This window comes from Marinobacter nanhaiticus D15-8W, assembly GCF_036511935.1.
Taxonomy (GTDB): Bacteria; Pseudomonadota; Gammaproteobacteria; order Pseudomonadales; family Oleiphilaceae; genus Marinobacter_A; species Marinobacter_A nanhaiticus.
Genome location: NZ_AP028878.1, coordinates 4,583,867 through 4,607,359 on the forward strand (window position 1 = coordinate 4,583,867; position 23,493 = coordinate 4,607,359).

A 23,493-nucleotide genomic window follows, 5' to 3' on the forward strand; every position below is an offset into this window, starting at 1 on the left:
ACAGAAAACACAAGACCCGGTTCCTGAAAGCGATATAAACCGATTAATGACCGGGCAGGCCCGCAGATTCCGTCGACTCGCGTTTGCCGACAGGCCGCAATCTCATTCCAAGAGCAGCCGAGAGGGCGATAAAGCCAAAGCCGATCAGGATGGCGAGCCATTGTCGGCTATCGGCGCTGGCCAGGGACGCCTTGCCGCCGAACAGGGCCTGGAACAATACGCTTTGCTCTATCGCCCCGAACCCCACCATGTAGACGCCAGCGCCTACCAGGCCACCAAGTACGAAGAACACTGCGTCCAGCCGCCCGGCGCCGGCTGCGACTACGCCCGTCCCGGGACAGTAGCCCGCTATGGCCCAGCCGATACCCAGCAACGCACCGCCAACGGGCACGCCGACATACATGCTTTTGATGGAGAGATGGCCGCCATCGATCACACCCAGCCACAGACCAGCAAACAATAACGCTGACGAGACGCCAATGCCGAGCAGTATCGCTTTTGCCAGGTGCATGTCGGTGAGCGTGAGCATGCCGACGATTTTCTGCGGATCGGCAGCACCGATCCGCTGCAGGACAAAACCGAACAGCAGGCCCAGGAAAATAGCTAAGATCAGGCTCACGATGCACTTCCTCCATCACGATAGAGCAACAATGCCGTAGGTACGGCAAAGGCGAAGGCGGCCAAGGCAAACAGATAGCCACTGATGGCTGTCTGCATCATGCCGCTCATCATGTGGCCGCTGGTGCAACCACCGGCGAGCCGGGCGCCCCAGAGCACCAGGAAGCCACCGCCGAACGCCAGACTCAGACGCAGGCCCCGCGTCTGTCCGAACCGGGCCTCGTGAAAGGGCGGGATCGGCTCCCTGGCCTGGCGCTGCATGCGACGCCCGAGAAAACCACCCACCAACATGGAGAGAACAAAGATAAAACTGTAGTTGAGCAGGTTAGCCACTTCACTGGCATATTTACCGCCGGATTTGTCCAGGTAGGCGTTAGAGCTGGTATAGCCACTCGATGCCGTGGCGTCTTCCACAACCAGCTCTGGATTGATCCAGGCCCCCACCCACCCATCAAGGATGACGAATTGGGTGGACACCCCGATTGGTTTGACCAGTACCACCGCCAGCAAGAACGTGCCGGCAAGTGCCAGTCCACTGACCTTCCAGTTCCAGTACATGGAGCCCCCTACCGATTGCCCATCGGACAGGTATTCAGACCCAGCACCCGATAGAGCGGGCAATAGCCCACCAGCCCGGTAATCAGCGGCACCAGACCGACCAGGCCCCACAGGCTCTGTGGGCCGATCAGGGTAAGACTCAACAGCACCAGTCCAACCAGAACACGCAGGACTCGATCGATCCTGCCCTCGTTTCTAACCATGGGATTGCCCTTCCGTTCCGTTGTAATGGAACCAGTCTGGAGGGGCGGGGGCGGGCGGTCTGTAACTAAGTCACCGTGGTTTGCGAAACCCGCGAATGTATTGATTCAGGTCAGTTTTTCCAGGGCGCTCGCATCAATAATACGGATAGCGCCCCGCTGCGACTCGATAAAGCCGCGAGCGGACAGTTTTTTGATGTGTCGGGTGACCACCTCGCGAGCCGTACCCACTTCGGCAGCCATCAACTGGTGGGTGGTTCGTACCCGGTCGCTGCCGAAAGACAGGAGGTACTTGGCAATGCGTACATCGATCGGTTCGAGCGCCAGTTTCTCGATCGTCCGGATCAGATTGTCCATGCGTTTGGCGAAGCTCTGGAACACGCTGTTGCGGAACGCGGGGGCCGTCTCCATAAGGTCGTCGAAACGGGCCTTGGGCATCAGCCGCACGATGAGGTCGGTTTCCGCCACGGCCTCGGCGGGAAATCGCCGGTCGCCTAGCAGGCAGCTCGTGGTCAACACACAGATGTTGTTCGCCTGCACGTGGTAGAGGGTCACTTCGCGCCCGCTGGGCGAGCGCGTGAACAGGCGCACCGATCCGGACTTCAGGAGGAAGTAGTTCAGGCACTCATCACCCTGGTGCAGTATCGGTTGGCCGGCGGAGATCCGGATATCGTGGTAACCGTCGAAATAGTGAGTGATGGACAAAGCGTTTGCGCCTCCATTCCTGTTGCCCGGAGAAAGAGAATAACGCGACTCGCTGGGAAGCTCAGTGAGCATTGTTCTGACGAGCGCTTGCTGGGCACGCGCTTCCCGTCGCCGGTATGACGCGCGCCAGCTGGATCGCAACCTCAATAGTATACAAAAAGATATATTGAAAAATTTCGCCAAGTCAGGTCTTTCAGTGAACTAAAATTTCCGTAACATTTGAGCTATAGCTAGTTTGCTTACTCTTCGACCCGCACTGTTGCTCACCGAATCGGTGTGCTTGCATTCTGATGGCGGCAATTGACTTATCTCGGGTTGCAGGAAATGACCTTCTGTCGAGTTCTTTGTATTGCTGTCATCGTTCTAATCGCGCAATCCGCTTTGTCATCCGAACGTCCGCAGAGTCCGGTCGTCGCCTCCCAATTGGTTTCCGAAATCGGCTTCCTGCATGAGGCCCAGGACACGCCCTTATCCCTGGAGGCCGCACGAAAACGATTTGAAAGTGGCAACGCACAGTCAGCCGCACACAGCTTCCTGACCTTTGGTATTGGCTCCAAACCGGTATGGGTGCGGCTCGGCCTCGATAACCCGACGGATGTCACGCTTCGACGACGACTGACTGCTGCCGAAACGTGGATCGATCAGGTCGATGTTTACCAGGTCACCAGCGGTGGCCTGTTGCACCACTGGCAGGCAGGCGATGCAAAGCCCCGGGATAGGCATCTCCTTCCAGCCGTTGGCCTCGTTTTCGATGTAGACGTTCCTCCCGGGCAAAGCGCGATCTACATCCGCGGGCAAACATTCGATCCCATGACGCTGCCGATCGCGCTCCTGTCCGCTGCCGAGTCACGCACACACTATATGCTGACCCAGATGGCCTACGGGTTGCTCTACGGAATCCTGCTCACGCTCATTGCCTATAACCTGCTGCTTTACCGGACCTTCAAGCTACTGAGCGCGCTGGCCTATTCCATCTATATCGGTAGCTTTATCATGCTTAACACGGGCTACGTGGGCTATGGCTCTTACTGGCTTTATCCGGAAAGCCCCCAGATCCAGAACTATCTCACACTGCTACTCATGGTGCTGCACGGCATTTGCGGGCTCTCGTTCGCGCTGGCATTCCTTTCAGTCAAGGAGAACCTGCCAAGGGTAAGACGCGCTGTGCTCGCCTATATGGCCGTCGGCCTTGTCGTCATCGTGCCCTTGATCATTGCCCGGAATCAGCTGTACGCCGCGACCTTTGCCTTTGGGTATCTGTCACTTACGACGCTGGTGATGATTGTGCTGGGGGTACTCAGTCGCAAACACATCGCGAATGCCAACACCTACCTTGCGGCGGTTCTGGCCAGCATGATTGGCGTGTTGGCCACCGCGCTGACGGTTTGGGGCGCTATTCCCTATACCCATCAGGGTTACCACGCCGCCGAGTTTGGCGTGGTTATCGAGGCTGTGCTGCTGGCCCTCATCCTGGGCAAGAAACTGAAAGCCATCGAAACCGAGCGCATCGACGCCCAATACCTGTCCTCCCACGATGCGTTGACCAACCTCCACAACCGACGCTCGTTCCTTGAAGTGGGGAATAAACTGCTTCACGTCGCGGTGCGCAAGCAGCGTCCAATGAGCCTGGTGCTTATCGACATCGACCACTTCAAGGCCGTCAACGATCGCTATGGCCACCAGACGGGCGACCGGGCCCTGGTTCACCTTGCCCGCCTGCTGATGGACAACGTACGGGATGGTGACATCGTCGCGCGTTGGGGTGGCGAGGAAATCGTGTTGTTGCTGCCGGAAACCACCATTGATGAGGCTGTTTTCTTCGCCGAAAGACTGCGCACGAAAATTGCCTCTACGCCGATGGTGGCTGGTCACCATGAGATAACGATGACGGTCTGCTTCGGCGTTGCCTCAAGAAAGAAGGACGAGACGCTGGATAATCTTTTCGGCGAGGCGGACCGGCAGCTCTACAGTGCCAAGGCCGGAGGACGCAATCGCGTGGAGCCGCATGCGCCACTGTCCGCTATGAAAGCATCAGCCTAGCGTGCGTAAAGACCAACAGGTAGGCACCCGGAAAATACTGTGACGAGAAAGGAGTGCGGTCATGTCGATCAGGCATGCTTCGGAAAGCGATTTGGCGAGGATCGTGGAGATTTACAACGCGGCTATTCCTTCCAGGCGCTCCACAGCGGATACAGAGCCGGTCACGCCCGATGCGCGCCATGACTGGTTTCGACAGCACCGGGCGCACCGGCGGCCGCTCTGGGTCTGGGAAGAGGCCGGTCACGTCGCGGCCTGGGTCAGCTTCGAGGATTTCTACGGACGGCCTGCCTACCGACATACAGCGGAACTGAGCATCTATGTCGCACCGGAATACCAGCGTCGCCGACTGGGCGCGAAATTACTCGGGGAAGCCCTGAAACAGGCCCCTGAACTCGGGATCAAGTCTTTGGTGGGTTACGTGTTCTCGCACAACGAAGCCAGCATTCGACTGCTGCAGTCGATCGGTTTCGAGGAGTGGGGACGACTGCCCGATATCGCCGAAATGGACGGCAATGAATACAGCCTGAGCATCATGGGGAAGAGACTTTAAGGCCTGCTTAGCATGTCGATATAGCAGGGAAAAGCCGGACAGAATGGTTTTGGACGTACCTGGAAGCATTCCGCCCCGGTCGATTATCCCCGCGAGCCCCCTAACCGGCTCAGCCGCCCTATCACAGTGCGTATTACATCGCTCCGCGCGCGACGCTGGTCCCGCTTCACCTGTTCCAAATCAATGCCCCCCTGTCCGTCCCGGTACCTGGCAGGAATGCTTGCCTTGAGCGGGGCTTCGCTATATCCATGCCCAACCCTGACCTGCTCGCGGGGTAGCAGTGGGTAGGCACTGCGAAAGTACTGTGCTTCACCTGAAATCATCTTCTTCCGACCTCCTCCACCGCGTGGCAGACGCGTTGGTTATCTTGTGGACTCGGTACGATGCTAACGTTGTTCTAAACTGCAACACATTCCAAAAGCACGAGTGCTAACTTTGCAAAATCGAACAACCAAAAATCGGAAGCAACCTGTGCCCACGACACAGAAAGCGCGTAATCACCTGGCCTGGAACGACTTCGAGTTAGTCCTGGCGATTGCCTCTACTGGCTCTCTGTCAGGCGCTGCACGCGCGCTGGGCGTCAGCCACGCGACCGTTTTCCGCCGCCTGGGCGATGTCGAACAGCGCCTGGGCGTTACGCTGTTTGACCGGAGTCGTACCGGCTACCGACCCACTATCGCCGGTGAAGAGCTGGCCGAAACGGCCAAGGTCATGGATGAGGCAGCCCTGGCCGCCGAGCGTAAGGTTGCAGGCCGCGACCTGGAACCCAGCGGGGAAATCTGGACCACGACAACGGATTCCCTGCTCATGGGCCTGTTGGCGCCCTTGTTCACGCAGTTCCGGGCCAGGTACCCCGGTATCCTGTTGGATGTTGCCGTTTCCAATCAGCTATTCAACCTGACACGGCGGGAGGCCGATGTCGCCATCCGTCCATCCAATCGGCCACCGGAAAACCTGATCGGCCGGCCGCTGACAACCATTGGCCAGGCGGTATATGGGCACCGGGACTTCGACCTGTCCCCTGGGGAGGCTATCGATGCCTATGCCGGCCTACCCTGGATCGGGGCCGGCCCCCGACTGACGGATTCAGCACTGGACCAATGGATGGACAGGAATGCGTTGAAAGCCGCCTGTATCTATCGCGTCGATACGCTGGTCAGCATATTGAGCGCCGTTCGCTCCGGGATGGGGCTGGCAGTGCTGCCGTGTTATCTCGCCGATGGCGACGCGGAGGTTGTCCAGCTGACGGACCCGATTCCCGAGCTGGAGTATGGTTTGTGGTTCCTGATGCACCCCGACCTGCGAGGCGTCGTCAGGATCCATGCCCTTATGGATTTCCTGACCGAGACCATACGGGCACAGGAGGGGCGTCTGGCGGGGGCTAAAATTCCGCCCCATTAACTCGCCCTAGTGGAAACGCAACACCAACGCGACTGACGGTCCAGTCTCGGCTGTTCGTTCCTGCAAAGGCATTTATCAGTTTCTGGGAATACCTGTTGCTCCACGAACAACATAGGCTGTTGGCAAACGGATCTAACAGGGACTGCTTATGAATATCCTCATCGTCCTCGCCCACCCCGAGCGCAACTCATTCAACGGAGCACTGGTAGAGGTGGCGAAAGCGACGCTGGAAGGGGCCGGCCACGCAGTAGAAGTGGATGATCTTTATGGGGAAGGCTTCGATCCCGTCGAACGAGCCTCAAACTATCCAGATGGCTTGATCGACGACTCTTTCGCGCCGTTGACCGTCCAGCGTGCGAACTACGAACAAGGTACGTTGCCGCGCGATGTGAAGCGGGAAATCGCGCGCCTGGAATGGGCGGACCTGGTGATTTTCCAGTTCCCGCTATGGTGGCACTCGCAGCCGGCTATCCTGAAAGGATGGTTCGACCGTGTGCTTGTCTACGGCGGGCTCTATTCCGGCAGCATGCGCTATGATCGCGGCCATTTCCGGGGCAAACGGGCGATCTGCTCAGTCACGGCAGGATCGCCCGAGCAGGCGTTCATGCCCTTTGGCCGCGCGGGCAACATGGTCGAATGGCTGTGGCCTATCCATTCTTCGCTGTATTACGTTGGGTATGACGTTCTCCCTCCCCAGGTACACTATGGCATTCAGGGCGGTGGTATCCAGTACCAGGATGCGGCGGCGTTTCGGGCGAGGCTCGTATCCATGAAAGAAACCTGGGCCTCACGGCTCGCCAATTTGCCGGGCGAATCCCCTATCCCGTTTAGCACCTGGGACGATTGGGATGATGATGGCGTCTTGAAGCATGAACACCCCTTGCGTTGGCGCTTATCCTGAGTTTCAGGGAACGCGTCAAAGGGGCAAAGGAAGCCGGGACGGATTGTCTCCAGACCCGAGCGGAAGTCACCGCTTGGTCCTCATCATCTGCTTGATCAGTTGGGCCAGTATGCGACTGATCTGGGTTGCCAGGCTTCGCAGGAAACTCTTGGTAAACGCCTCGGTCGGGGTCTGGCGGCGACTGCGCTTGAGGCTGGCTTCCTTTTCCGGTTCGGTCCTCGTTGACTCGACCTGTTGCTGCGCCTTTCGACGGGCCTGCAAGCGCTCGTGTGCGCTGTCCCGATCGATCGATTTCGCGTACTTGGCAGCCAGTGGCGAAGCCTGCCGCATGATTGCGAGCGCCCCGTCATCCACCGGGCCAATCTGGCTACGGGGAGGGGCGATCAACGTTTTTACCACAACCGACGGCACGCCCTGATCATCCAACGTCGACACCAGCGCCTCACCCAGCCCCAGTTCCGTAATAACCTGCTCGGTATCCAGTCCTGGATTGGGACGGAAGGTCTGGGCCGCCGCCTTGACGGCCTTCTGGTCGCTGGGCGTGTAGGCGCGCAATGCGTGCTGGACGCGGTTACCCAATTGGCCCAGAACGCTGTCGGGCACATCCGATGGCGACTGGGTGACGAAGTAGATACCCACGCCTTTGGAGCGAATCAGGCGGACCGTCTGTTCCAACTTTTCCAACAGGGCTGGCGGGGCCTTATCGAACAACAGGTGAGCTTCATCGAAGAAGAAGACAAGCAACGGCAGGGGCTGGTCGCCCCGCTCCGGCAGTTGCTCGAACAGTTCGGCCAATAGCCACAGCAGGAAGGTGGTATAGACCCGCGGCTGCATCATCAGCTGGTGGCCATCGAGCAGGTTGATGACGCCCTGCCCCTGATCTGTCGCGATCAGGTCATCGATATCCAGCGCTGGTTCGCCAAAGAACGTTTCTCCACCGTCGCCCTTGAGCACCAGCACCCGCCGCATGATCGCGCCCAGACTCTGGACAGAAAGACTGCCGTAGTCCGCTTCAAGCGTCTTCCGGTTGGCCAGTATCCAGTTGAGGAGTGCTTCCAGGTCCTTGAGGTCCAGCAGGGGCAGGTCCTCTTTCTCTGCATAGTCGAACGCCAGTTGCAGGATGCCGCTCTGGGTGTCGTTCAATTCCAGCAGGTTGGCCAATAGCGCGGGACCCAGGTCGGCCACTGTGGTTCGCACAGTTTGGCCAGTCTTGCCGAAGATATCCCACAGCCGTGTGGGACAGCCGGAGGGCGCCCAATCCTTAATGCCAATGGCCTCTATCCGTTTATCCACATGCTTGTTGTGGCTGCCCGGCGCCGAAATACCGCTCAGGTCGCCTTTGATATCCGCGCTGAACACCGGAACGCCCAGCCGGGAGAAACCCTCTGCGAGTACTTGCAGGGTCACGGTCTTGCCGGTCCCGGTGGCACCCGCCACCAAACCATGGCGATTGGCCATGGTCCCCAGCAAATATTGCTGCTGGCCGTCTGCTGCACCGATCAGAACATTATCCATGACCACCATCCCTGGCCGGTGGAGGACCGGCATCCGATGATTGATAAGAAGGGAACATTTGGATTTAAGGCCAGGGGCGGGAATTAATCAATCGCCGCGTTCGCCCTGAAAAAGTCGCTAGGTGCCCGTGCTCAGCTGCGGGGGAGCAGGCAACCATCGAATGCGCTATTTAGCATTCTTTCTCGCCCGATGCGCCGCCGCCTTCATTCGGTTACCGCACGAAGCCATGCTGCACCAGCGACGGCGGTGTGACTTCGTTTGATCATGGAACAGCAGGACGCAATCCGAAGCTTCGCATTGTCTCACGAGCTCCAGATCTTCCTCGGTCAGCAACCGGACCAACGCCCGAGCCACAGGCTGCAACAAACTCTCAGCCTCCTGGTTGCACCTGTGCTCTTCCCTTCTGAACACAGAAGCCGTCGGATCCCATACAAGTTTTTCGATGGGAGCTCCACGCTCCAGCACCTGGTTGACGACAGCCGGGTCTGCCGGTTGACCCTCCTTTGCGGCGTTGACCAGAGCTCTCATATTTTCACGTAGTTCCCGCGCGAGTCCGACCAGGCCTGACGGCAAGCTCTCGAGATCTTCCGTCAATACGCCAGCCTCACGGAGCCAGGCGACAACACTGCTGTCACCATCCAGGCACTCTTTCCGCTCGGCCCCGACGCCAAACTGCGTGTTGATGAAATCGAGCGCGAGATTGCTCGCGACAAACGGTGGTGTGATTCCTGAGGACATCTTAGTAACCCCTAATAGCAATGTTGACAGGTTACTCTCATTATGGATAACCTTCAAAAACACTCTTTAAAGGTTACTTAGGAGATGACCCATGACAGCTGCAAATCTGAATACCTCCAGGGATACCGCGGTAAAAGTCCACTATCGCTATGAAAAAGTGGGCGACGTAAACATCTTCTATCGCGAAGCCGGTGAGCCGACAGCACCGACTGTTTTGCTGCTACACGGGTTCGCGGCCTCGTCCTATATGTGGCGCGATGTTATTGAAGGGCTAGCGGACCGTTATCATGTGGTGGCGCCCGATCTGCCTGCATTTGGCTTTACGGAGGCACCGGAGCGTGGCCAGTATGAGTACACCTTCGCAAACCTCACGAAAACGATTGATCAATTCACCGAGCAGCTGAAGCTCGACCGCTACGCGATTGGCGTCCACGACTACGGTGCACCTGTTGGCTGGCGACTGGCGATGGATCATCCTGAAAAAGTAACGGCCATCATTTCGCAGAACGGCAACGCCTACGAAGAAGGCCTTTCAAGTGGCTGGGACCCGATCAGGAAGTATTGGAACGACCCGTCGCAGGAGAACCGGGATGCCCTTAGCAACTTTCCAACGCCGGAGTCCATCAAGTGGCAGTACGTGGAGGGTGTGAGCGATACAAGTATGGTTGCTCCGGACGCTTATATGTTGGAAGGGGCCCAGATTTCAAAGCCCGGCATGGCGGATATCCAACTCGACCTGCTGTTGAACTACGCCTCGAATGTGGAGAGATACCCTGAATTCCAGGCCTATTTCCGCGAACATCAACCACCGCTGCTCGCCGTGTGGGGCGAACACGATCCATTCTTCCTACCACCGGGTGCGGAAGCCTGGAAGCGGGATATTCCGGAGGCGGACATTCGCTTCTACGACACAGGGCATTTCGCACTGGAAACCCATGGCGATGTGATCGTTCCGGCGATTCGTGCGTTCCTGGATGAGCACACGAAAGCTTAATAAGCTAGGCAGCAAATTAGTTAGAGCAATCACGCCCCATCTGTCGGGGCGTTATTTGTTGAGGTGTTCTCAGGCATCAGGTTCAATTACGGTTAATCCTTCGCCACATCTTGATTTTCGACGCCCCTGTTTTATCGACCCGTCTTAACCGACTCAGGATCGCCCATGCCAAGCCAGACAGCCGCGCCCAACATTCTTATCGCTGCCCAGGGCTCGGAACCCCGTTGGCGAGATGCCCTGGCTGAACGCCTGCCTGGCGCGACTATCGTTACCGCCGACGAAGACTATGCGCCGGAGACCATCGATTACGCCCTGCTCTGGAAACAGCCTGAGGGCCTTGTCGAAACGCTACCCAATCTTCAAGCGATTTTCTCGCTGGGCGCTGGCGTGGAGCATCTCCTGGCGGCTCGTAACCTGCCGGATAACGTACCGATCATCCGTCTTGAGGATGCCGGGATGGCCGAGCAAATGGTGCAGTACCATCTTTATGCCGCCCTCCATTTCATGCGGGACTTCGATATCTACAGTGCCCAACAGGCCCGGGGCGAATGGGCGCCCCACGATGTCAGTCGGATCGCCCATTGTCGTGTAGGTGTCATGGGACTTGGCGCGCTGGGCGCTGCCGTCGCCAGTGCCCTGGCTGACGTGGGTTTTGACGTTTCGGGCTGGAGCCGTTCCTCAAAGTCCATCGACGGCGTTTCGACCTATGCCGGCCATGACACACTGGAAGCGTTCCTGGGTGAGGTCGACATCCTGATGTGCCTGCTGCCCAACACCGCTGAAACGACTCGAATGCTGGATAGCGCCACACTTTCCCGTCTACCGGAAGGGGCCGCCATCATCAATGCGGCACGCGGATCGATCATCGACGAAGCCGATTTGCTCCATGCTTTGGATACGGGTCATATCCGAGGCGCTTTCCTCGATGTGGCCGCAACGGAGCCGCTCCCTGAAAGCCATCCGTTCTGGCGCCACCCAAAAGTCCGCCTGACACCCCATATCGCCGCAGCGACACGAATTGACGAAGCTGCCGACCAGATTGCCGGTAATATCAGGCGGATAGCCCGCGGTGAAGGGCCTCGGGGCCTGGTCGATCGTCACCGCGGTTATTGAGTCGCCTGCCGGTTTTCGATCAATATGCGCTGCCTCGCGGATCCGGTTTAGGCTAGCCCTGCAATGTTATGTTATAACAGCCTCTTCATTGAGGGAGTATAAGCTTCTGTGGCCCTCGACCATCAGGGACGGCCGGATGGCCCCCATTTCGATTTAACGTGTTCAGGAGAGTTATGGTTGCCAAACGCGAACGCCGCAGGATGGAACGAGAGCTGGTTGCTTCGCTAACGTGGGCCTGTGAGGAAGCGAAACCCGCACTGCCCGGTTTTTGCTGGCTGACGCACACGGTCGATTATCAATCTTTTCCCGAAAGCCTGGTGGTCACGTGGGTGTTCGATACCCACGCCGACATGCTCAGCGCGCTTGAGAGCGAAGCCCGACAAACGATCGACGCTCTCACCGCACGAGCGTTGGCCGATGCCGGCGTGGTTATTGATGACATATCCCGCCACGTCGACCTGGACAGCGAAGAAGCTTGTCAGCGGTCCCACGGCGGTAATTGGGAAGCCCGGCTGCATAGACGTCGGGCGACACATTGAATGGCGAAGAAGGTAGAAAATCCGTGTGTGTCGATCTGCCAACTCAAAGGCGGTCTTTGTGTGGGCTGCGGGCGCACCAAGGACGAGATAAGACAGTGGACATCGATGAAACGGCCGGAAAGGATGAAAACGGTGAAGCTCGCGGAGCAGCGTCTGAAAAAGTTGAACGTCGACTGATCCACGAGGCTCGATGAATCCGGAGGACGGTCCCTTGAGCTGGCCGCTCAAGAGGATATATGGCGTCGAAGCGGTTCTGTCCCGAACCGACTGAAGCCTTCCGGCAATCCCACCCAGACCTCAACCATCATCACGCTCGCAAATCGCCCGCAGTCGTTCACGATCTTCCGGCAAGAGGGCAGCTTCATTATCGCTCAACGCCAACGCACGCCTGGCGTGGTGGGCCGCAGCGGTCCGGGTGGCAGCGTCACCGGTAGCCCGCAACGAGCACAGGACCTTCTGAAAATGGGTCGCCACTTCGATCGAGCCAGCGCCATCCCGGCCGATCGCCGTGAAAGCATCATCAAACAGATCGTTGACGTCCAGGGCCGGGACCATGACCCGCGTGCACTCTGCTTCGACAGCCTTTTCCCCGCTAACGGGTTCCTGCAAACGATTCAAAAGGTCCAGGCTGTGCGTAAGGACATCGATTGCCGTGCCGGGGTCATTGACCGCCGGTGATAGCGCACGACAGGCAATCTGCGACAACACCACGAAACCATACCTGGGGTCCTCGTCAAAGGTTCGGGTCTTACCGATCTGGAACTTGGCAATCACGTCATCGGCATTCCACGCACCCTGGCCACCAGAGCCACCCTGGACGTACGCGAGGGGTGTGTCGGGAGCGATGCACATCCCCGGCATTGCAGCGACCGTAATATGCCCATCCATATCCTCGGCCAATCGCTGAAGGCCGTGGATATCGATATGCTGCAAGTAGCCCACACGGCGCGTGTATATCGCTCGCCCGTCCTTCACCGAATGGGCAGGCATGCCGCCCATATGGGGCTTGGCCTTCCTGCCATCCAGCGCCGTACCGGTTGCCCGAGCGACCTTGCCGATGATCATCTCGAGCCGCCCCAACCTTGCAATCCGGTCGATCCAGGTCACGAACGTCAGGATAACGATACAGAACACCAGTACGGTCAGGGAGAACAGGACAAAACGCCCGCCCGCGTCGAAATAACTGTTCTTGGCCGCGACCAACCCGACCAGGCTGTAGATGAACGTGCCGATAAAAGCGGACAAGGCAAACTGGGAAATGTCGTCGGCCAATACCAACGGGAACGCACGAGGCGAAGCGGTGTTACTGGCGGAAGAGTACGCCGCGACCATGGAACCTACGGCCAGGGTGGCGATCACCATCATGCTGGACGCCATGATCGATAACAGTGTTTCGACCGATTCAGCCGTAATGTCGGGCACATACTGGTCTAAACCGGTTTCATTGGCCGCCCGGGCCAGCAAGGCGCCAAAGATCGACAGCACGCAGGCCGCCAGCGGTTTCACCCAGAGTTTTTCGCCAAACCGGTTAAGGTAGAACTGCATTTCACCGGCGAGTTGACCCATTCGCATCAGGGGATTTTCCTTGGAGGTATGATGTGGCTGAGCAGTCGCACAAGTCCCTGTCAGCTCCACGAAAATCTGGAGTTTACCTTGTTAACCCCTAAACAGCGCATTCAAGATGTTTGGCCGGTATGGGGTGGGCCGGGTATGCCCGGCCCGGCTTTGGGGGCAGCCGCGCAAAACCTCAAGCACGCTCACGCTCAATACGCACCGGCACCGATTTCGAACCCGGCGTTTTCGAGAGTTCGTCGTGATGCGTGACCGGCACCAGCACGTTGCACTCGGGATAGTACGAGGCAACCGTCCCCGGCGGTATCCGGTAGGGGGTGACAACAAGGCCACCCAGGCGTCTGTCCACGCCGTCGTCCAGGTCCGTGATCAGCTGGACGACATCGCCTTTTTCAAACCCTGCCCGTTCGATATCGTCCGGATGCATCAACAGCACATCCCGCGTACCTTCAATGCCATGAAAGCGATCCGAATAGCCATAGACGGTGGTATTGAACTGATCGTTGGAACGCATCGTCAGCAGGCTGTAGCGCCCGGGGCCCGGGTCAAATCCCAGGGACGTCAGTTTTTCCGGCGTGGTGAACAGGGCGTGCTTTTCCGGCGTATTCCAGATACGTTCATGGGCGCCAATGCCGCGATAGAAACCACCCGGTTCGAACAGGCGCTGGTTGAAGTCCCGGAAGTCATCGGGATAGGTCTGCTCGATCAGGTCGCGGACCTGCGAATAGTCCGCCGTCCATTCATCCCACTTTACCTTCGGGTTAGGCGGCAACAGCGCCTTTGCGATACCTGCGACGATAGCGAGTTCGCTTTTAAGGTGCTCCGAGGCCGGTGATCGACGGCCGGTCGATCCACTGATCATCGAGAAGCTGTCTTCCGTGGATATGGCCTGCGGCCCGGTCGCCTGTTCATCGACTTCCGCGCGCCCCAGGCAGGGTAGGATGTAGGCGTTCTTGCCGGGGTAGAGGTGGCTCCGGTTGAGCTTGGTGGAAATCATCACGGTGAGGTTCTGGCGAGTCCAGGTGTCTTCCATGCGATGCTGGTCCGGCACGGCTCGCAAGAGGTTGCCGCCCAGACAGATGCTGGCCTTCACCGTACCGGCGAGTAAGCCCTCGACCATTTCAACGATGTTGACGCCGTCCTCGGTCGGTGGATCGAAGTCAAACAGTTCACGAAGCTTGTCCATGGGAACAAGATCGGCTTTCTCGGCAATACCCACCGTACGCTGGCCCTGGACGTTGGAATGACCCCGGACCGGGCACACGCCGGCACCCGGCCGCCCTATGTTGCCTCGCAGCATCAGCAGGTTCACGAGCAGGCCAATATTGACGGAGCCATGGGTATGCTGGGTCAGCCCCATGCCGTAGACGCCGATAACCCGCTCTGCCGCCATATAGGTATCGGCGGCCTCTTTCAGGGCAACCCTGGTCAGGCCACTACCGGCTTCGATATCCTCCCATGCCGCCGCCTCGACGGATGCGAGAAAGCGATCGAATCCCTGGGTATGCTTTTCAATAAATGCAACGTCGATGATCCGCTCTTCGCCGTTTCGCTGGGCGGCCTGATCGGCTTCGATGACGTGTTTACAGATCCCCATGATGGCAGCCACATCGCCACCGGAACTCAACTGGTGGTACTGGTCGGAAATTTTGGTCTCGCGCCCGGTTGCCATATCGCGCGCACTTTGAGGATCGACAAAGGCCACCAGCCCCTGCTCGATGATCGGATTGAACGTCACGATGCTGGCGCCGCGCTTTTTGGCGTCTTTCAGCGGATGGAGGAAACGGGGACTGTTGGTACCGGGATTCTGGCCAAAGAAGAAAAACGCGTCGGCCTCTTCGAGGTCCTCCCAGACAATCGTGCCCACTGGCGACCCGATGACCTTTTTCAGGCCTACCGACGTGGTTTCATGGCACATATTCGAACTTTGGGGGAGATTGTTGTTGCCGTAGAGGCGCGCCATCAACGCGTAGAGATAAGAGGCCTCAAGGCCCGCGTGGCCGGAGGAGTAGAACACGGCGCTTTCAGGCTCGAGCGCATTCAGCTCCGTCGCGATATCGTTAAATGCGTCAGCCCAGCCCACCGCCTCATAACGATCGTGCTCCGCGTTGTAGCGCAGCGGATGGGTCAGGCGCCCGGTCTTTTCCAGCTCGTGATCCGTCCAGGAACGCAGCCCGTGCACTGTGTGCCTATCCCAAAACTCAGGCGTGCACCGGTCCGTCGTCAACTCCCACAGCACCGCCTTGGCACCGTTCTCGCAGAACTCGAAAGCACTGTAGTTCTTGGGCTTTGGCCAGGCGCATGAGTTGCACATGAAGCCGCCTGGCTTGTTCATCCGCCGGAGCGTATCCAAGGCTGTGGGCGAGGCCGAAGCCTCCACGGAAATGCTGGCGATGCCTTTCAGCGATCCCCAGCCGCCTGCCGGTTTGTTGCTCTGCACCACGTCATCGTCTTTGCTCATAGGGATCCCTCCTCTGAATCGGTGTATACGCTATCACCGCTGTAGAGATCAGAGGGGAAACACAGGATATGGAATTTGCCCGGGTCAAGGCCGCATCCTTTTCCGTTCGGATACGATCACAATGCAGTAAGCGCGGCTTACATCGAGGGTTCTATCGCGGACGCAAGGACGATTCGAGCTAAATCCAGTCGATGACAGAAAGGCGAATGAGCACAGGCTGAGTCATAATTAGTGCGTCTCAAACGCCGCTCTCGATCGCCACACTTGATCGCAATACAGCCTTATCCCTACCCGGCGGTGCGCCAAACAGTCTGTGGTAGTCGCGACTGAACTGGGATGCGCTTTCATAACCGACCTGGTAGCCGACACTGGCCACTTCCTGCTCGCTCAGCAACAGCCTCCGGGCTTCCTGCAATCGCACCAGCTTCTGGAACTGCACCGGCGTGAGTTGGGTGATGGTCTTGAAATGGCGATGGAAGGAGGCGGGACTCATGCTCGCCATTCCCGCCAGGTCAGCCACCCTGAAGGGCTGCTGGTAATTTGCCTGTATCCAGGCGGTGACCCGGCCAATCCGGGCGGTTTCGCTGTCTTTGAGGCCAACTTCCTGCAATGGCGGCCCCAGAGGCGAGCGTAATAAACGCCAGCAGATCTCCCGGCGGACGAGCGGTTCCAGCACATCACGATCTTGCGGCTGGTCGAGCAACCGGAGCAGGCGAATGACAGGATCGTACATGTCGTCCGGCACCCCGGCTGTGACCAGTGCCGCTGGTTTGGGGCCCCGGTATGTTACCTCCGGATGCGCCAGCAATAGCTCGGAAATCATTGCCGGATCGATCGACAGGCTCAACGCCAGGTACGGCTGATCAGGGGAGGCTTCCACAATACGGGAGTTTACCGGCACATTGACGGACGCGAACAAACACTCGCCCCGACGATAGTGAAAGGTCGAATCACCAATCGCACTGACTTTCGCCCCCTGCAACACAACACAAAACGAGGTCTGGTAGAGGGCACGGATGGTGCCGCTGGGCTCCGGCGCCCGGGTCAGGCGCAAACCGTCGATACCGGTTTCCGGGCCGTAGGTGAGCCATTGCCGCTCGACAAGATCACGCAGCAAGTTCAGTGATGGGGGGCCCGGTTGCACCGGAACGATGTTGGGCTGGATAGTCATGGAAGCCTCCTGTTCTGGACGAATCATAGGCCGTCCGACGCAGCGCTTCATCCGATCCGACCCCAGCCTGATAGGATCAGGCAAGACTATGACAGTTTCCGCCAGCCCGATCCGACCGGCTTCACCGTAGCATGAACTCACCGTCCTGTTCCGGCAGGCGCTTCCACGACGACGAGGTGATCGACTATGACAACGCCCAACATAACCCAACCCGCGACTGACACTCCCCTCCGTCTCCGGACGCTGGGCAACTCGGGTCTGTTCGTATCGGAGTTGTGCCTTGGCACCATGACTTTCGGCGGCGGTGACGACATGTGGGGGCTGATCGGACAACTGCAGCAAGAGCAGGCCGATGAGCTGATGCAAACCGCCCTGGCCGCCGGCATCAACTTCTTCGATACCGCAAACGTATACGGGGGCGGCGCCAGCGAGCGCATCGTCGGCCAGTCGCTAAAAAACCTGGGCGTCCGTCGCGAAGATATCGTGCTGGCCACCAAGGTGCTGGGCCCGATGGGTGAAGGGCCCAACAGCCGCGGCGCTTCCCGCGGCCATATCATGAACGCGTGCAAGGCCAGCCTGCAGCGCTTGCAGACCGACTACATCGACCTCTATCAGATCCACGGTTTTGACCCGGCCACGCCCATCGAGGAAACCCTCGAGGCACTGAACACCCTGGTGGATCATGGCCATGTTCGCTATGTCGGGCTATCGAACTGGGCCGCCTGGCAAGTGATGAAGGCGGCGGGTATCGCCCGGGCCCGGCAGCTGTGCCCGATTCTGTCGTTGCAGGCGTACTACACCCTCGTGGGCCGGGACCTGGAGCGAGAGGTTATCCCCATGCTGGCGTCCGAAAACATCGGCCTGATGGTATGGAGCCCTCTGGCCGGCGGCTACCTCTCCGGCAAGTACGAAGGACCGGACGTGTCCGAAGAAAACCGGCGCGCCAAGTTTGATTTCCCACCGGTAGACCGGCAACGCGGCAGCAAGATCATCGCTGTCATGAGGGAGATCGCCGCAGGCAAGGAAATCGACGGACAGCCCGTGAGCGTGGCTCAAACCGCCCTCGCCTGGCTACTGCACCAGAACGCCGTTACCAGTGTCATCGTGGGCGCCAAGCGGGTAGACCAGCTACGGGATAATATCCTTGCGGCACAGGTTCAGTTCTCCGGCGACGAACTGACAGCTTTGGATGAAGTGAGCCGCCTGCCGGCCGAATATCCAGGCTGGATGCTGGAGCGCCAGGGCGGGTACCGGGCTCCGAAGAAGAACTGATGTTCCATACGGCTCCAACCACGCGGGTTGGAGCCCGTATAGCGTTTTTGCAGACGATACGGTTTTTAATGAGACGACACGAAGATCGACGGTGATGCGGGCGGCGGCAATTCGAACGACGAACGCATCCAGGCGACTTCCTCCCGGGGCGAACGTCCGAAAAGGCGCCGGAACTCCCGGCTGAACTGTGACGTGCTCTCGTAGCCTACATGTAGCGATGCAGCGGCGGCCGTCATGCTGTTCCGGAACATCAGGAGTCTGGCTTGGTGCAAACGGACGGCCTTCACGTACTGCATCGGCGACGTCTGGGTCACCTGCCTGAAATGCGCATGAAAGCTTGGCACGCTCATGCTGGCTTCCCCCGCTAACTGGCTCACGTCGAGCGCCTTCGCATAATCCAAGTGGATACGGCGAATGGAGCGCGAGATGCGGCCGAAATTGCCCTCCATGTCCAGTGCCGCCCTCATCGCGCCACCCTGCGCCCCGGTCAGCACCCGGTAATAGATTTCACGCACCATTGCCGGCCCGAGAATCCGACTGTCGTCGGGGGCGGCCATGATATCGAGGAAACGCTCTACAGTCGCACCCAAGGCCGGCTCCATCACCGAAGACACCATCCCGCAGGGGGCTGTCGGTGCGGGTATGTCCTGCTCCTGAAGTTCGAGCAGCAATTCGGCCGCCATCGGTATGTCCAGATGGAGGTAGATAGCCAGCAAGGGTTTTGTCTCGCTGGCTTCTGTCTCCATCGTGAAGGGAACCGGAATGGAGACGGCGAGGTAGTGCTGGGCGTCGTAGATGTAGGTTTCGCTGCCCCAATAACCCCGTTTACGGCCCTGGCACACGATGACGATGCCGGGATCGTATAACACCGGCGTTTTGTTCAATGGGCGATTCGAACGCAGGAATCGCACGTCCGGTAACGCGGTGAGGTTATATCCCTCGCGCGGGGCCATCTGCGCCAGCAGGGACACCATACGCTGCCCGCGTTGTTCGATATCGACGGAATCGATGCTCATTGATGCGCACCCCTGATAACTTTATGCGCTCATTTTGCACGTTCCACCACTACAGGTAACCCCGACTCATAGTAATAGGCAATAAATTCAGAAAATCTCGCGTTCGGTTCGGGATCGATGCTCCCTACGATGGTTTTCTCTCCCCCATAGGGACAATCGACCATCCAGATAGAGGCTACAGATATGAACCGGACCAGGACGATCCTCATCACCGGTGTCAGTAGCGGATTCGGTCAGGCGTTGGCTGAAGCGGCCCTGGCCGCCGGACACCGCGTCATCGGTACGGTACGGCAGGCGAGTACGGCGACGGCGTTCGAGGCCCACGAATCCGGCAACGCCCATGCGAGGCAGCTCGACCTGACAGACACGCCAGCCATCGCGAAGGTGGTCAGGGATATCGAAAAGACGCTCGGCCCGATCGATGTGTTAGTCAATAACGCGGGCTATGGCCATGAAGGCATTCTGGAAGAATCACCCACTGAGGAAATGCGCCGGCAATTCGAAGTGAACGTCTTTGGGGCGGTTGAAATGATCCAGGTGCTGTTACCGTTCTTCCGGGAACGCCGCTCCGGACACATCATCAACATAACCTCGATGGGTGGCTTCATTACGATGCCCGGCATCGCCTATTACTGTGGCAGTAAATTCGCACTGGAAGGGATATCCGACACCCTCAGTAAGGAGTTGGCCCCCTTCAACATACGGGTGACTGCTGTGGCCCCGGGCTCGTTCCGCACGGATTGGGCGGGCCGGTCGATGCGCCGGTCTCCCCGGCAGATCTCCGATTATGACGAACTATTCGAGCCGGTCCGCCGGGCGCGCCAGGAAAAAAGCGGAAAGCAGCTCGGCAATCCAGCCAAGGCCGCAAAGGCCATGTTGGACATCATCGAATCCGATGCACCGCCGACACATTTGCTGCTCGGTAGTGACGCACTCGGGTTGGTGCGGAATCGGCTTTCCGAAATGGCGCGGGAAATCGACGCCTGGGAGGCCCTCACCGTATCCACCGATGGATAGGCCAACACGTGGTTTTCGGCGATAATTAACGTAATTCCGCTCGGAAGGCCGCGGGACTGGTCCCGCGATTTGCCCCAGCCTACTGCCTTGGCAAACCGCAGGACCAGGTCCACAGATAGACGCACCGGCGTCAACGCCAGGTGTCATCCCTTGCGTGAGGGAGGGTACCCACCATGACCATCGAACTCGATCACACCATCATCCCCGTTCGAAATCGAGAGGCTGCCGCCGAGTTGCTCGCTTACCTTCTGGATGTGCCCTGGGAAGCCTCGGGAAACATCGGTCCGTTTTCACCGGTTTACGTCAACGAGGGCCTGACGCTCGACTTCGACGAAGCCGATGGTTCCTATCCGGTACTGCACTATTGCTTTCGCGTCAGCGAGCAGGAATTCGACGACATTCTGGGCAGGATTACCGCCCAGGGCATCGACTACAGAAGCACCCCGAATGGCCGGGCGGATATGAAGGTCAACACCCAGCATGGGGGACGCAACGTTTACTGGAACGAACCCGACGGCCACATCTGGGAAATCCTGACCGTCAGCTATGCAAGACGGCCGTCAGGCGATCACTAACACGGCTTCATCGTTCCATCCGTTCGCCAACGGCGTCCGTCTGGAGGATCGTGCAAGAACCCCGGAGGATTCTGTTACAGGAAACAATTGCTCCTGTGAGACACTACGTACCGCCCAGTGCGCCTTTGCGGGCGTTCACGGCATATACGATGACGGCGGATACGGCCGTTTCATAGTGCAACCTTCAGGAGAAATGAGCATGACTTTGCGAAAAGCTGTATTACCTATCTTTTTCGTTGTTTCCCAGTTTGGCCTGTTCTTGCCTGCACAGGCCGACACGCTGGGCATTCTTTCGCTTGAAGACGAGGCAGCACAAGTCGACGATAGCGAAGCCTCCAACAACCGATAAGTCACTGTAACCGCTGTAAAACAACTTACGGACGACAGCGCTGATCCACCTCTCACTATCCGTTTATTACTCAGCTTGACCACCAGTAGTTCAGGCAACGCCCATAAAACCAAGAAAGCTCTGACCTGACCTGCTGGCTTTTCTTCCTTCAAATCTTCGCTTCCCTCAACGCCTTCGCTACAAGATCGCTGCCTCGCCCCAACCGGCGAATATGACCCACTGCCTGCGGTACCGTCATCGCCAGGGGACGAATACGACCCTCGGCAAAATAGCCCACCGAGCCCGACCAGGGGTCCGGCGCACCCGGTAGATAAACCACCACGTCGCCACCTTCGAGCCGTTCGATCTCGAACCCAAGCTGGGCGTTGTCGTCGAATTGCACCAATACCGGCTGCAGGCTGTGGGTTTGGTCCTCCTCCATCTGCAGGTGATCGGCGAATCCCTTGACGAATGCATAGCCGGGGATGGCCAGCAGACCGCTGTCTATCCTTCGATAGGCACGCCTGGCCAGCTTGCTGCGTGCCGCCAACCCCGCAATGAAACAAACGATAAGGACCGCCAGCAATGCCAGGATCTCAGCGACGGCGATGCCCGCCACAGAGTCGACGGGTAGCAGACGGCCAAGAGGCTTGGCCATGTGCAGCATGATCCCATAGGCCTTTCCCAGCACAACAATAATGACCACCAACGGCAACAGAAAAACAAACCCGCCGACGATGGTGGTGCGGATGAATATCATGATTATTCCTCCTCCAGCGCCCGACCCGCCCGAGGCGATGAGCGGCAGCACGCAACGGCTGCGCATTAGCGTCACCGCCGCAGTCGTATCGCCTCACCTTGTATCCCTTCACAGTCTTGTAGCACATCACCAGTACTGCAACGGAGAACGAGGTGGCCGGGACTGAGATGCCAGCTCAATCCGGTTAGGGATGTTAACCAAACCACCGAAATTTCGGAGAAACGAACAAATAAGGCGTAGGAACGTGCCCGCCCGCCAGCGCGCCATACGCCTATAATATCAACAGTGCTAGCAAGACATTGCCAAGGTTTTTTCACAATGTTCCTAGTCGATCCATTATCAAAGGAGTTTCGATGAAAACGGTTGGTTATGCAGCGTATTCCTCCGATGCCAAGATGGTTCCCTATCATTTCGAGCGTCGTGCCTTACGGGCAAATGATGTATCCATTGAAATTCTGTTCAGCGGTGTCTGTCATTCCGATTTGCACACGGTAAATGGTGATTGGGGCCCGCAGCCTTACCCGCTAGTGCCCGGCCATGAAATTATCGGTCGGGTATTGGAGGTCGGCCCGGACGTTACACAATACAAGCCGGGCGATCACGTCGGTGTTGGCTGTATGGTCGACAGCTGCCAGGAATGCGATCAGTGCCATCACCATGAAGAGCAATATTGCAGGCATGGCATGACACCGACCTACGGTGCGCCGGATCGTATCGACGGCGAGACGACCCAGGGCGGCTACTCCAAGCATATCGTGGTACGTGAGGAGTTCGTTCTGCGGGTTCCTGAAGCGCTGGACCTGTCGAAGGCTGCTCCGATCCTGTGTGCAGGTATTACCACCTTCTCCCCCCTACGCACCTGGAATGTCGGTAAAGGCAGCCGGGTAGGCGTTATTGGCCTGGGCGGCTTGGGGCATATGGCGGTCAAGCTGGCCGTGGCTATGGGCGCGGATGTGACCGTACTGAGCCGCTCAAGCAAGAAGGAAGAGGAGGCCAAGGCCATCGGCGCTCAGGGCATTCTCGCCTCAACCGATGAAGACGCCATGGCCAAGGCAGCGTCTTCCCTGGACCTGATCATCGATACTGTTCCGGTGAAGCACGATGTAACGGTCTATGCTCCGCTTCTCGATGTGAATGGCACGTTGGTTATCGTAGGCCAGGTCGGCCCTATGAATGAATTTATATCGGCCCCTCTGATCATGGGACGCCGCCGTGTTGCGGGTTCACTGATTGGCGGCATCAAGGAGACGCAGGAAGTGCTGGACTTCTGCGCCGAACATAACATTCATCCAATCTGTGAAACTATCCGTCCGGATCAGATCAACGACGCCTTTGCGGTTATGGCGAAAGGCGACATCGCCCATCGTTATGTAATGGATATGTCCGCACTGTCACTCGATAACTGATCGATGCACCAAAGGATCAGGTCGCCGCACTATTGCGAGGCCT

At 58.4% G+C, this 23,493-nt stretch carries 24 protein-coding genes; 13 read left to right on the plus strand and 11 right to left on the minus strand.

Annotated features, from left to right (window positions below; all coding sequences use genetic code 11):
* Positions 1–43: 43 nt before the first annotated feature.
* From RE428_RS20540 to RE428_RS20555, 4 genes are all read right to left on the minus strand, one after another.
* Positions 44–619, minus strand: coding sequence for a YeeE/YedE thiosulfate transporter family protein (locus RE428_RS20540; protein WP_004580298.1), 576 nt, complete (start codon positions 617–619; stop codon positions 44–46).
* The gene (locus tag RE428_RS20545) at positions 616–1,176 is read right to left on the minus strand and encodes a YeeE/YedE thiosulfate transporter family protein (protein ID WP_004580297.1); all 561 of its coding nucleotides are present in this window, start codon (positions 1,174–1,176) and stop codon (positions 616–618) included. Before RE428_RS20545 ends, RE428_RS20540 begins: the two co-directional genes overlap by 4 nt.
* An 8-nt stretch (positions 1,177–1,184) precedes the next feature.
* Positions 1,185–1,379: a YgaP family membrane protein gene (locus RE428_RS20550; protein ID WP_004580296.1), complete on the minus strand. Its 195-nt coding sequence runs from the start codon at positions 1,377–1,379 to the stop codon at positions 1,185–1,187.
* A gap of 105 nt (positions 1,380–1,484) precedes the next feature.
* Positions 1,485–2,081: a Crp/Fnr family transcriptional regulator gene (locus RE428_RS20555; RefSeq protein WP_004580295.1), complete on the minus strand. Its 597-nt coding sequence runs from the start codon at positions 2,079–2,081 to the stop codon at positions 1,485–1,487.
* A gap of 381 nt (positions 2,082–2,462) precedes the next feature.
* Here RE428_RS20555 and RE428_RS20560 point away from each other — a divergent pair, with 381 nt between their 5' ends.
* The 4 genes from RE428_RS20560 to RE428_RS20575 all read left to right on the plus strand — a co-directional run bounded on the left by RE428_RS20560 (position 2,463) and on the right by RE428_RS20575 (position 6,973).
* Positions 2,463–4,121 (plus strand): diguanylate cyclase, encoded by a 1,659-nt coding sequence (locus RE428_RS20560; RefSeq protein WP_169334057.1) that lies wholly within the window; start codon positions 2,463–2,465, stop codon positions 4,119–4,121.
* A 61-nt stretch (positions 4,122–4,182) separates the two neighbouring features.
* Positions 4,183–4,671, plus strand: a complete 489-nt coding sequence (locus RE428_RS20565; protein WP_004580293.1) for a GNAT family N-acetyltransferase — start codon at positions 4,183–4,185, stop codon at positions 4,669–4,671.
* A 471-nt stretch (positions 4,672–5,142) separates the two neighbouring features.
* Entirely contained in the window at positions 5,143–6,072 is a 930-nt protein-coding gene (locus RE428_RS20570) for a LysR family transcriptional regulator (RefSeq protein ID WP_004580291.1), read from the plus strand.
* 148 nt (positions 6,073–6,220) lie between these two features.
* Complete coding sequence (locus RE428_RS20575) at positions 6,221–6,973, plus strand: NAD(P)H-dependent oxidoreductase (protein ID WP_004580290.1); 753 nt, start codon at positions 6,221–6,223, stop codon at positions 6,971–6,973.
* Positions 6,974–7,039: 66 nt separating this feature from the next.
* Here the strand turns inward: RE428_RS20575 and RE428_RS20580 are convergent, their stop codons facing one another.
* Both RE428_RS20580 and RE428_RS20585 read right to left on the minus strand, forming a co-directional pair.
* Entirely contained in the window at positions 7,040–8,488 is a 1,449-nt protein-coding gene (locus RE428_RS20580; protein ID WP_004580289.1) for a helicase HerA-like domain-containing protein, read from the minus strand.
* 165 nt (positions 8,489–8,653) lie between these two features.
* Positions 8,654–9,283, minus strand: a complete 630-nt coding sequence (locus RE428_RS20585) for a CGNR zinc finger domain-containing protein (RefSeq protein ID WP_205624594.1) — start codon at positions 9,281–9,283, stop codon at positions 8,654–8,656.
* Between the two features lie 34 nt (positions 9,284–9,317).
* On the opposite strand from RE428_RS20585, the gene RE428_RS20590 reads away from it, so the two are divergent.
* From RE428_RS20590 to RE428_RS20605, 4 genes are all read left to right on the plus strand, one after another.
* Positions 9,318–10,220, plus strand: coding sequence for an alpha/beta fold hydrolase (locus RE428_RS20590; RefSeq protein ID WP_004580287.1), 903 nt, complete (start codon positions 9,318–9,320; stop codon positions 10,218–10,220).
* A 165-nt stretch (positions 10,221–10,385) separates the two neighbouring features.
* Positions 10,386–11,333 carry a 2-hydroxyacid dehydrogenase gene (locus RE428_RS20595; protein WP_004580286.1) on the plus strand — a complete coding sequence of 316 codons (948 nt, stop codon included), beginning with the start codon at positions 10,386–10,388 and terminating at the stop codon, positions 11,331–11,333.
* Between the two features lie 173 nt (positions 11,334–11,506).
* Positions 11,507–11,872, plus strand: coding sequence for a hypothetical protein (locus RE428_RS20600; RefSeq protein ID WP_004580285.1), 366 nt, complete (start codon positions 11,507–11,509; stop codon positions 11,870–11,872).
* Positions 11,873–12,049: a DUF1289 domain-containing protein gene (locus tag RE428_RS20605; protein ID WP_004580284.1), complete on the plus strand. Its 177-nt coding sequence runs from the start codon at positions 11,873–11,875 to the stop codon at positions 12,047–12,049.
* 120 nt (positions 12,050–12,169) lie between these two features.
* On the opposite strand, the gene RE428_RS20610 is transcribed toward RE428_RS20605, so the two are convergent.
* The 3 genes from RE428_RS20610 to RE428_RS20620 form a co-directional block, all read right to left on the minus strand.
* A complete protein-coding gene (locus tag RE428_RS20610; protein WP_004580283.1) occupies positions 12,170–13,444 on the minus strand; it encodes a DUF2254 domain-containing protein in 1,275 nt (424 codons plus the stop codon).
* A 175-nt stretch (positions 13,445–13,619) separates the two neighbouring features.
* Complete coding sequence (locus tag RE428_RS20615; RefSeq protein WP_004580282.1) at positions 13,620–15,905, minus strand: FdhF/YdeP family oxidoreductase; 2,286 nt, start codon at positions 15,903–15,905, stop codon at positions 13,620–13,622.
* A gap of 238 nt (positions 15,906–16,143) precedes the next feature.
* Positions 16,144–17,076, minus strand: a complete 933-nt coding sequence (locus RE428_RS20620; protein WP_004580281.1) for an AraC family transcriptional regulator — start codon at positions 17,074–17,076, stop codon at positions 16,144–16,146.
* Positions 17,077–17,262: 186 nt separating this feature from the next.
* On the opposite strand from RE428_RS20620, the gene RE428_RS20625 reads away from it, so the two are divergent.
* Positions 17,263–18,348: an aldo/keto reductase gene (locus tag RE428_RS20625; protein WP_004580280.1), complete on the plus strand. Its 1,086-nt coding sequence runs from the start codon at positions 17,263–17,265 to the stop codon at positions 18,346–18,348.
* Between the two features lie 65 nt (positions 18,349–18,413).
* Here the strand turns inward: RE428_RS20625 and RE428_RS20630 are convergent, their stop codons facing one another.
* The gene (locus RE428_RS20630; protein ID WP_004580279.1) at positions 18,414–19,364 is read right to left on the minus strand and encodes an AraC family transcriptional regulator; all 951 of its coding nucleotides are present in this window, start codon (positions 19,362–19,364) and stop codon (positions 18,414–18,416) included.
* A gap of 183 nt (positions 19,365–19,547) precedes the next feature.
* Between RE428_RS20630 and RE428_RS20635 the strand changes: the two genes are divergently transcribed.
* The 3 genes from RE428_RS20635 to RE428_RS20645 all read left to right on the plus strand — a co-directional run bounded on the left by RE428_RS20635 (position 19,548) and on the right by RE428_RS20645 (position 21,305).
* Complete coding sequence (locus RE428_RS20635) at positions 19,548–20,381, plus strand: oxidoreductase (protein ID WP_004580278.1); 834 nt, start codon at positions 19,548–19,550, stop codon at positions 20,379–20,381.
* A 173-nt stretch (positions 20,382–20,554) separates the two neighbouring features.
* Positions 20,555–20,956, plus strand: a complete 402-nt coding sequence (locus RE428_RS20640) for a VOC family protein (protein WP_004580277.1) — start codon at positions 20,555–20,557, stop codon at positions 20,954–20,956.
* 199 nt (positions 20,957–21,155) lie between these two features.
* Positions 21,156–21,305 carry a hypothetical protein gene (locus RE428_RS20645; RefSeq protein ID WP_154660739.1) on the plus strand — a complete coding sequence of 50 codons (150 nt, stop codon included), beginning with the start codon at positions 21,156–21,158 and terminating at the stop codon, positions 21,303–21,305.
* 148 nt (positions 21,306–21,453) lie between these two features.
* Here RE428_RS20645 and RE428_RS20650 read toward each other — a convergent pair whose 3' ends face one another.
* Positions 21,454–22,044: a DUF502 domain-containing protein gene (locus RE428_RS20650; protein WP_004580276.1), complete on the minus strand. Its 591-nt coding sequence runs from the start codon at positions 22,042–22,044 to the stop codon at positions 21,454–21,456.
* A gap of 353 nt (positions 22,045–22,397) precedes the next feature.
* Here RE428_RS20650 and RE428_RS20655 point away from each other — a divergent pair, with 353 nt between their 5' ends.
* Complete coding sequence (locus RE428_RS20655; protein ID WP_004580275.1) at positions 22,398–23,450, plus strand: NAD(P)-dependent alcohol dehydrogenase; 1,053 nt, start codon at positions 22,398–22,400, stop codon at positions 23,448–23,450.
* Positions 23,451–23,493: the final 43 nt, after the last annotated feature.

Bases quoted from the DNA above. Each gene is read 5' to 3' on its own strand.
- RE428_RS20545 (WP_004580297.1), bottom strand. From the start codon at position 1,176: ATGTACTGGAACTGGAAGGTCAGTGGACTGGCACTTGCCGGCACGTTC.
- RE428_RS20550 (WP_004580296.1), bottom strand. From the start codon at position 1,379: ATGGTTAGAAACGAGGGCAGGATCGATCGAGTCCTGCGTGTTCTGGTT.
- RE428_RS20565 (WP_004580293.1), top strand. From the start codon at position 4,183: ATGTCGATCAGGCATGCTTCGGAAAGCGATTTGGCGAGGATCGTGGAG.
- RE428_RS20575 (WP_004580290.1), top strand. From the start codon at position 6,221: ATGAATATCCTCATCGTCCTCGCCCACCCCGAGCGCAACTCATTCAAC.
- RE428_RS20580 (WP_004580289.1), bottom strand. From the start codon at position 8,488: ATGGATAATGTTCTGATCGGTGCAGCAGACGGCCAGCAGCAATATTTG.
- RE428_RS20590 (WP_004580287.1), top strand. From the start codon at position 9,318: ATGACAGCTGCAAATCTGAATACCTCCAGGGATACCGCGGTAAAAGTC.
- RE428_RS20595 (WP_004580286.1), top strand. From the start codon at position 10,386: ATGCCAAGCCAGACAGCCGCGCCCAACATTCTTATCGCTGCCCAGGGC.
- RE428_RS20600 (WP_004580285.1), top strand. From the start codon at position 11,507: ATGGTTGCCAAACGCGAACGCCGCAGGATGGAACGAGAGCTGGTTGCT.
- RE428_RS20605 (WP_004580284.1), top strand. From the start codon at position 11,873: ATGGCGAAGAAGGTAGAAAATCCGTGTGTGTCGATCTGCCAACTCAAA.
- RE428_RS20610 (WP_004580283.1), bottom strand. From the start codon at position 13,444: ATGCGAATGGGTCAACTCGCCGGTGAAATGCAGTTCTACCTTAACCGG.
- RE428_RS20615 (WP_004580282.1), bottom strand. From the start codon at position 15,905: ATGAGCAAAGACGATGACGTGGTGCAGAGCAACAAACCGGCAGGCGGC.
- RE428_RS20620 (WP_004580281.1), bottom strand. From the start codon at position 17,076: ATGACTATCCAGCCCAACATCGTTCCGGTGCAACCGGGCCCCCCATCA.
- RE428_RS20625 (WP_004580280.1), top strand. From the start codon at position 17,263: ATGACAACGCCCAACATAACCCAACCCGCGACTGACACTCCCCTCCGT.
- RE428_RS20630 (WP_004580279.1), bottom strand. From the start codon at position 19,364: ATGAGCATCGATTCCGTCGATATCGAACAACGCGGGCAGCGTATGGTG.
- RE428_RS20635 (WP_004580278.1), top strand. From the start codon at position 19,548: ATGAACCGGACCAGGACGATCCTCATCACCGGTGTCAGTAGCGGATTC.
- RE428_RS20640 (WP_004580277.1), top strand. From the start codon at position 20,555: ATGACCATCGAACTCGATCACACCATCATCCCCGTTCGAAATCGAGAG.
- RE428_RS20645 (WP_154660739.1), top strand. From the start codon at position 21,156: ATGACTTTGCGAAAAGCTGTATTACCTATCTTTTTCGTTGTTTCCCAG.
- RE428_RS20650 (WP_004580276.1), bottom strand. From the start codon at position 22,044: ATGATATTCATCCGCACCACCATCGTCGGCGGGTTTGTTTTTCTGTTG.
- RE428_RS20655 (WP_004580275.1), top strand. From the start codon at position 22,398: ATGAAAACGGTTGGTTATGCAGCGTATTCCTCCGATGCCAAGATGGTT.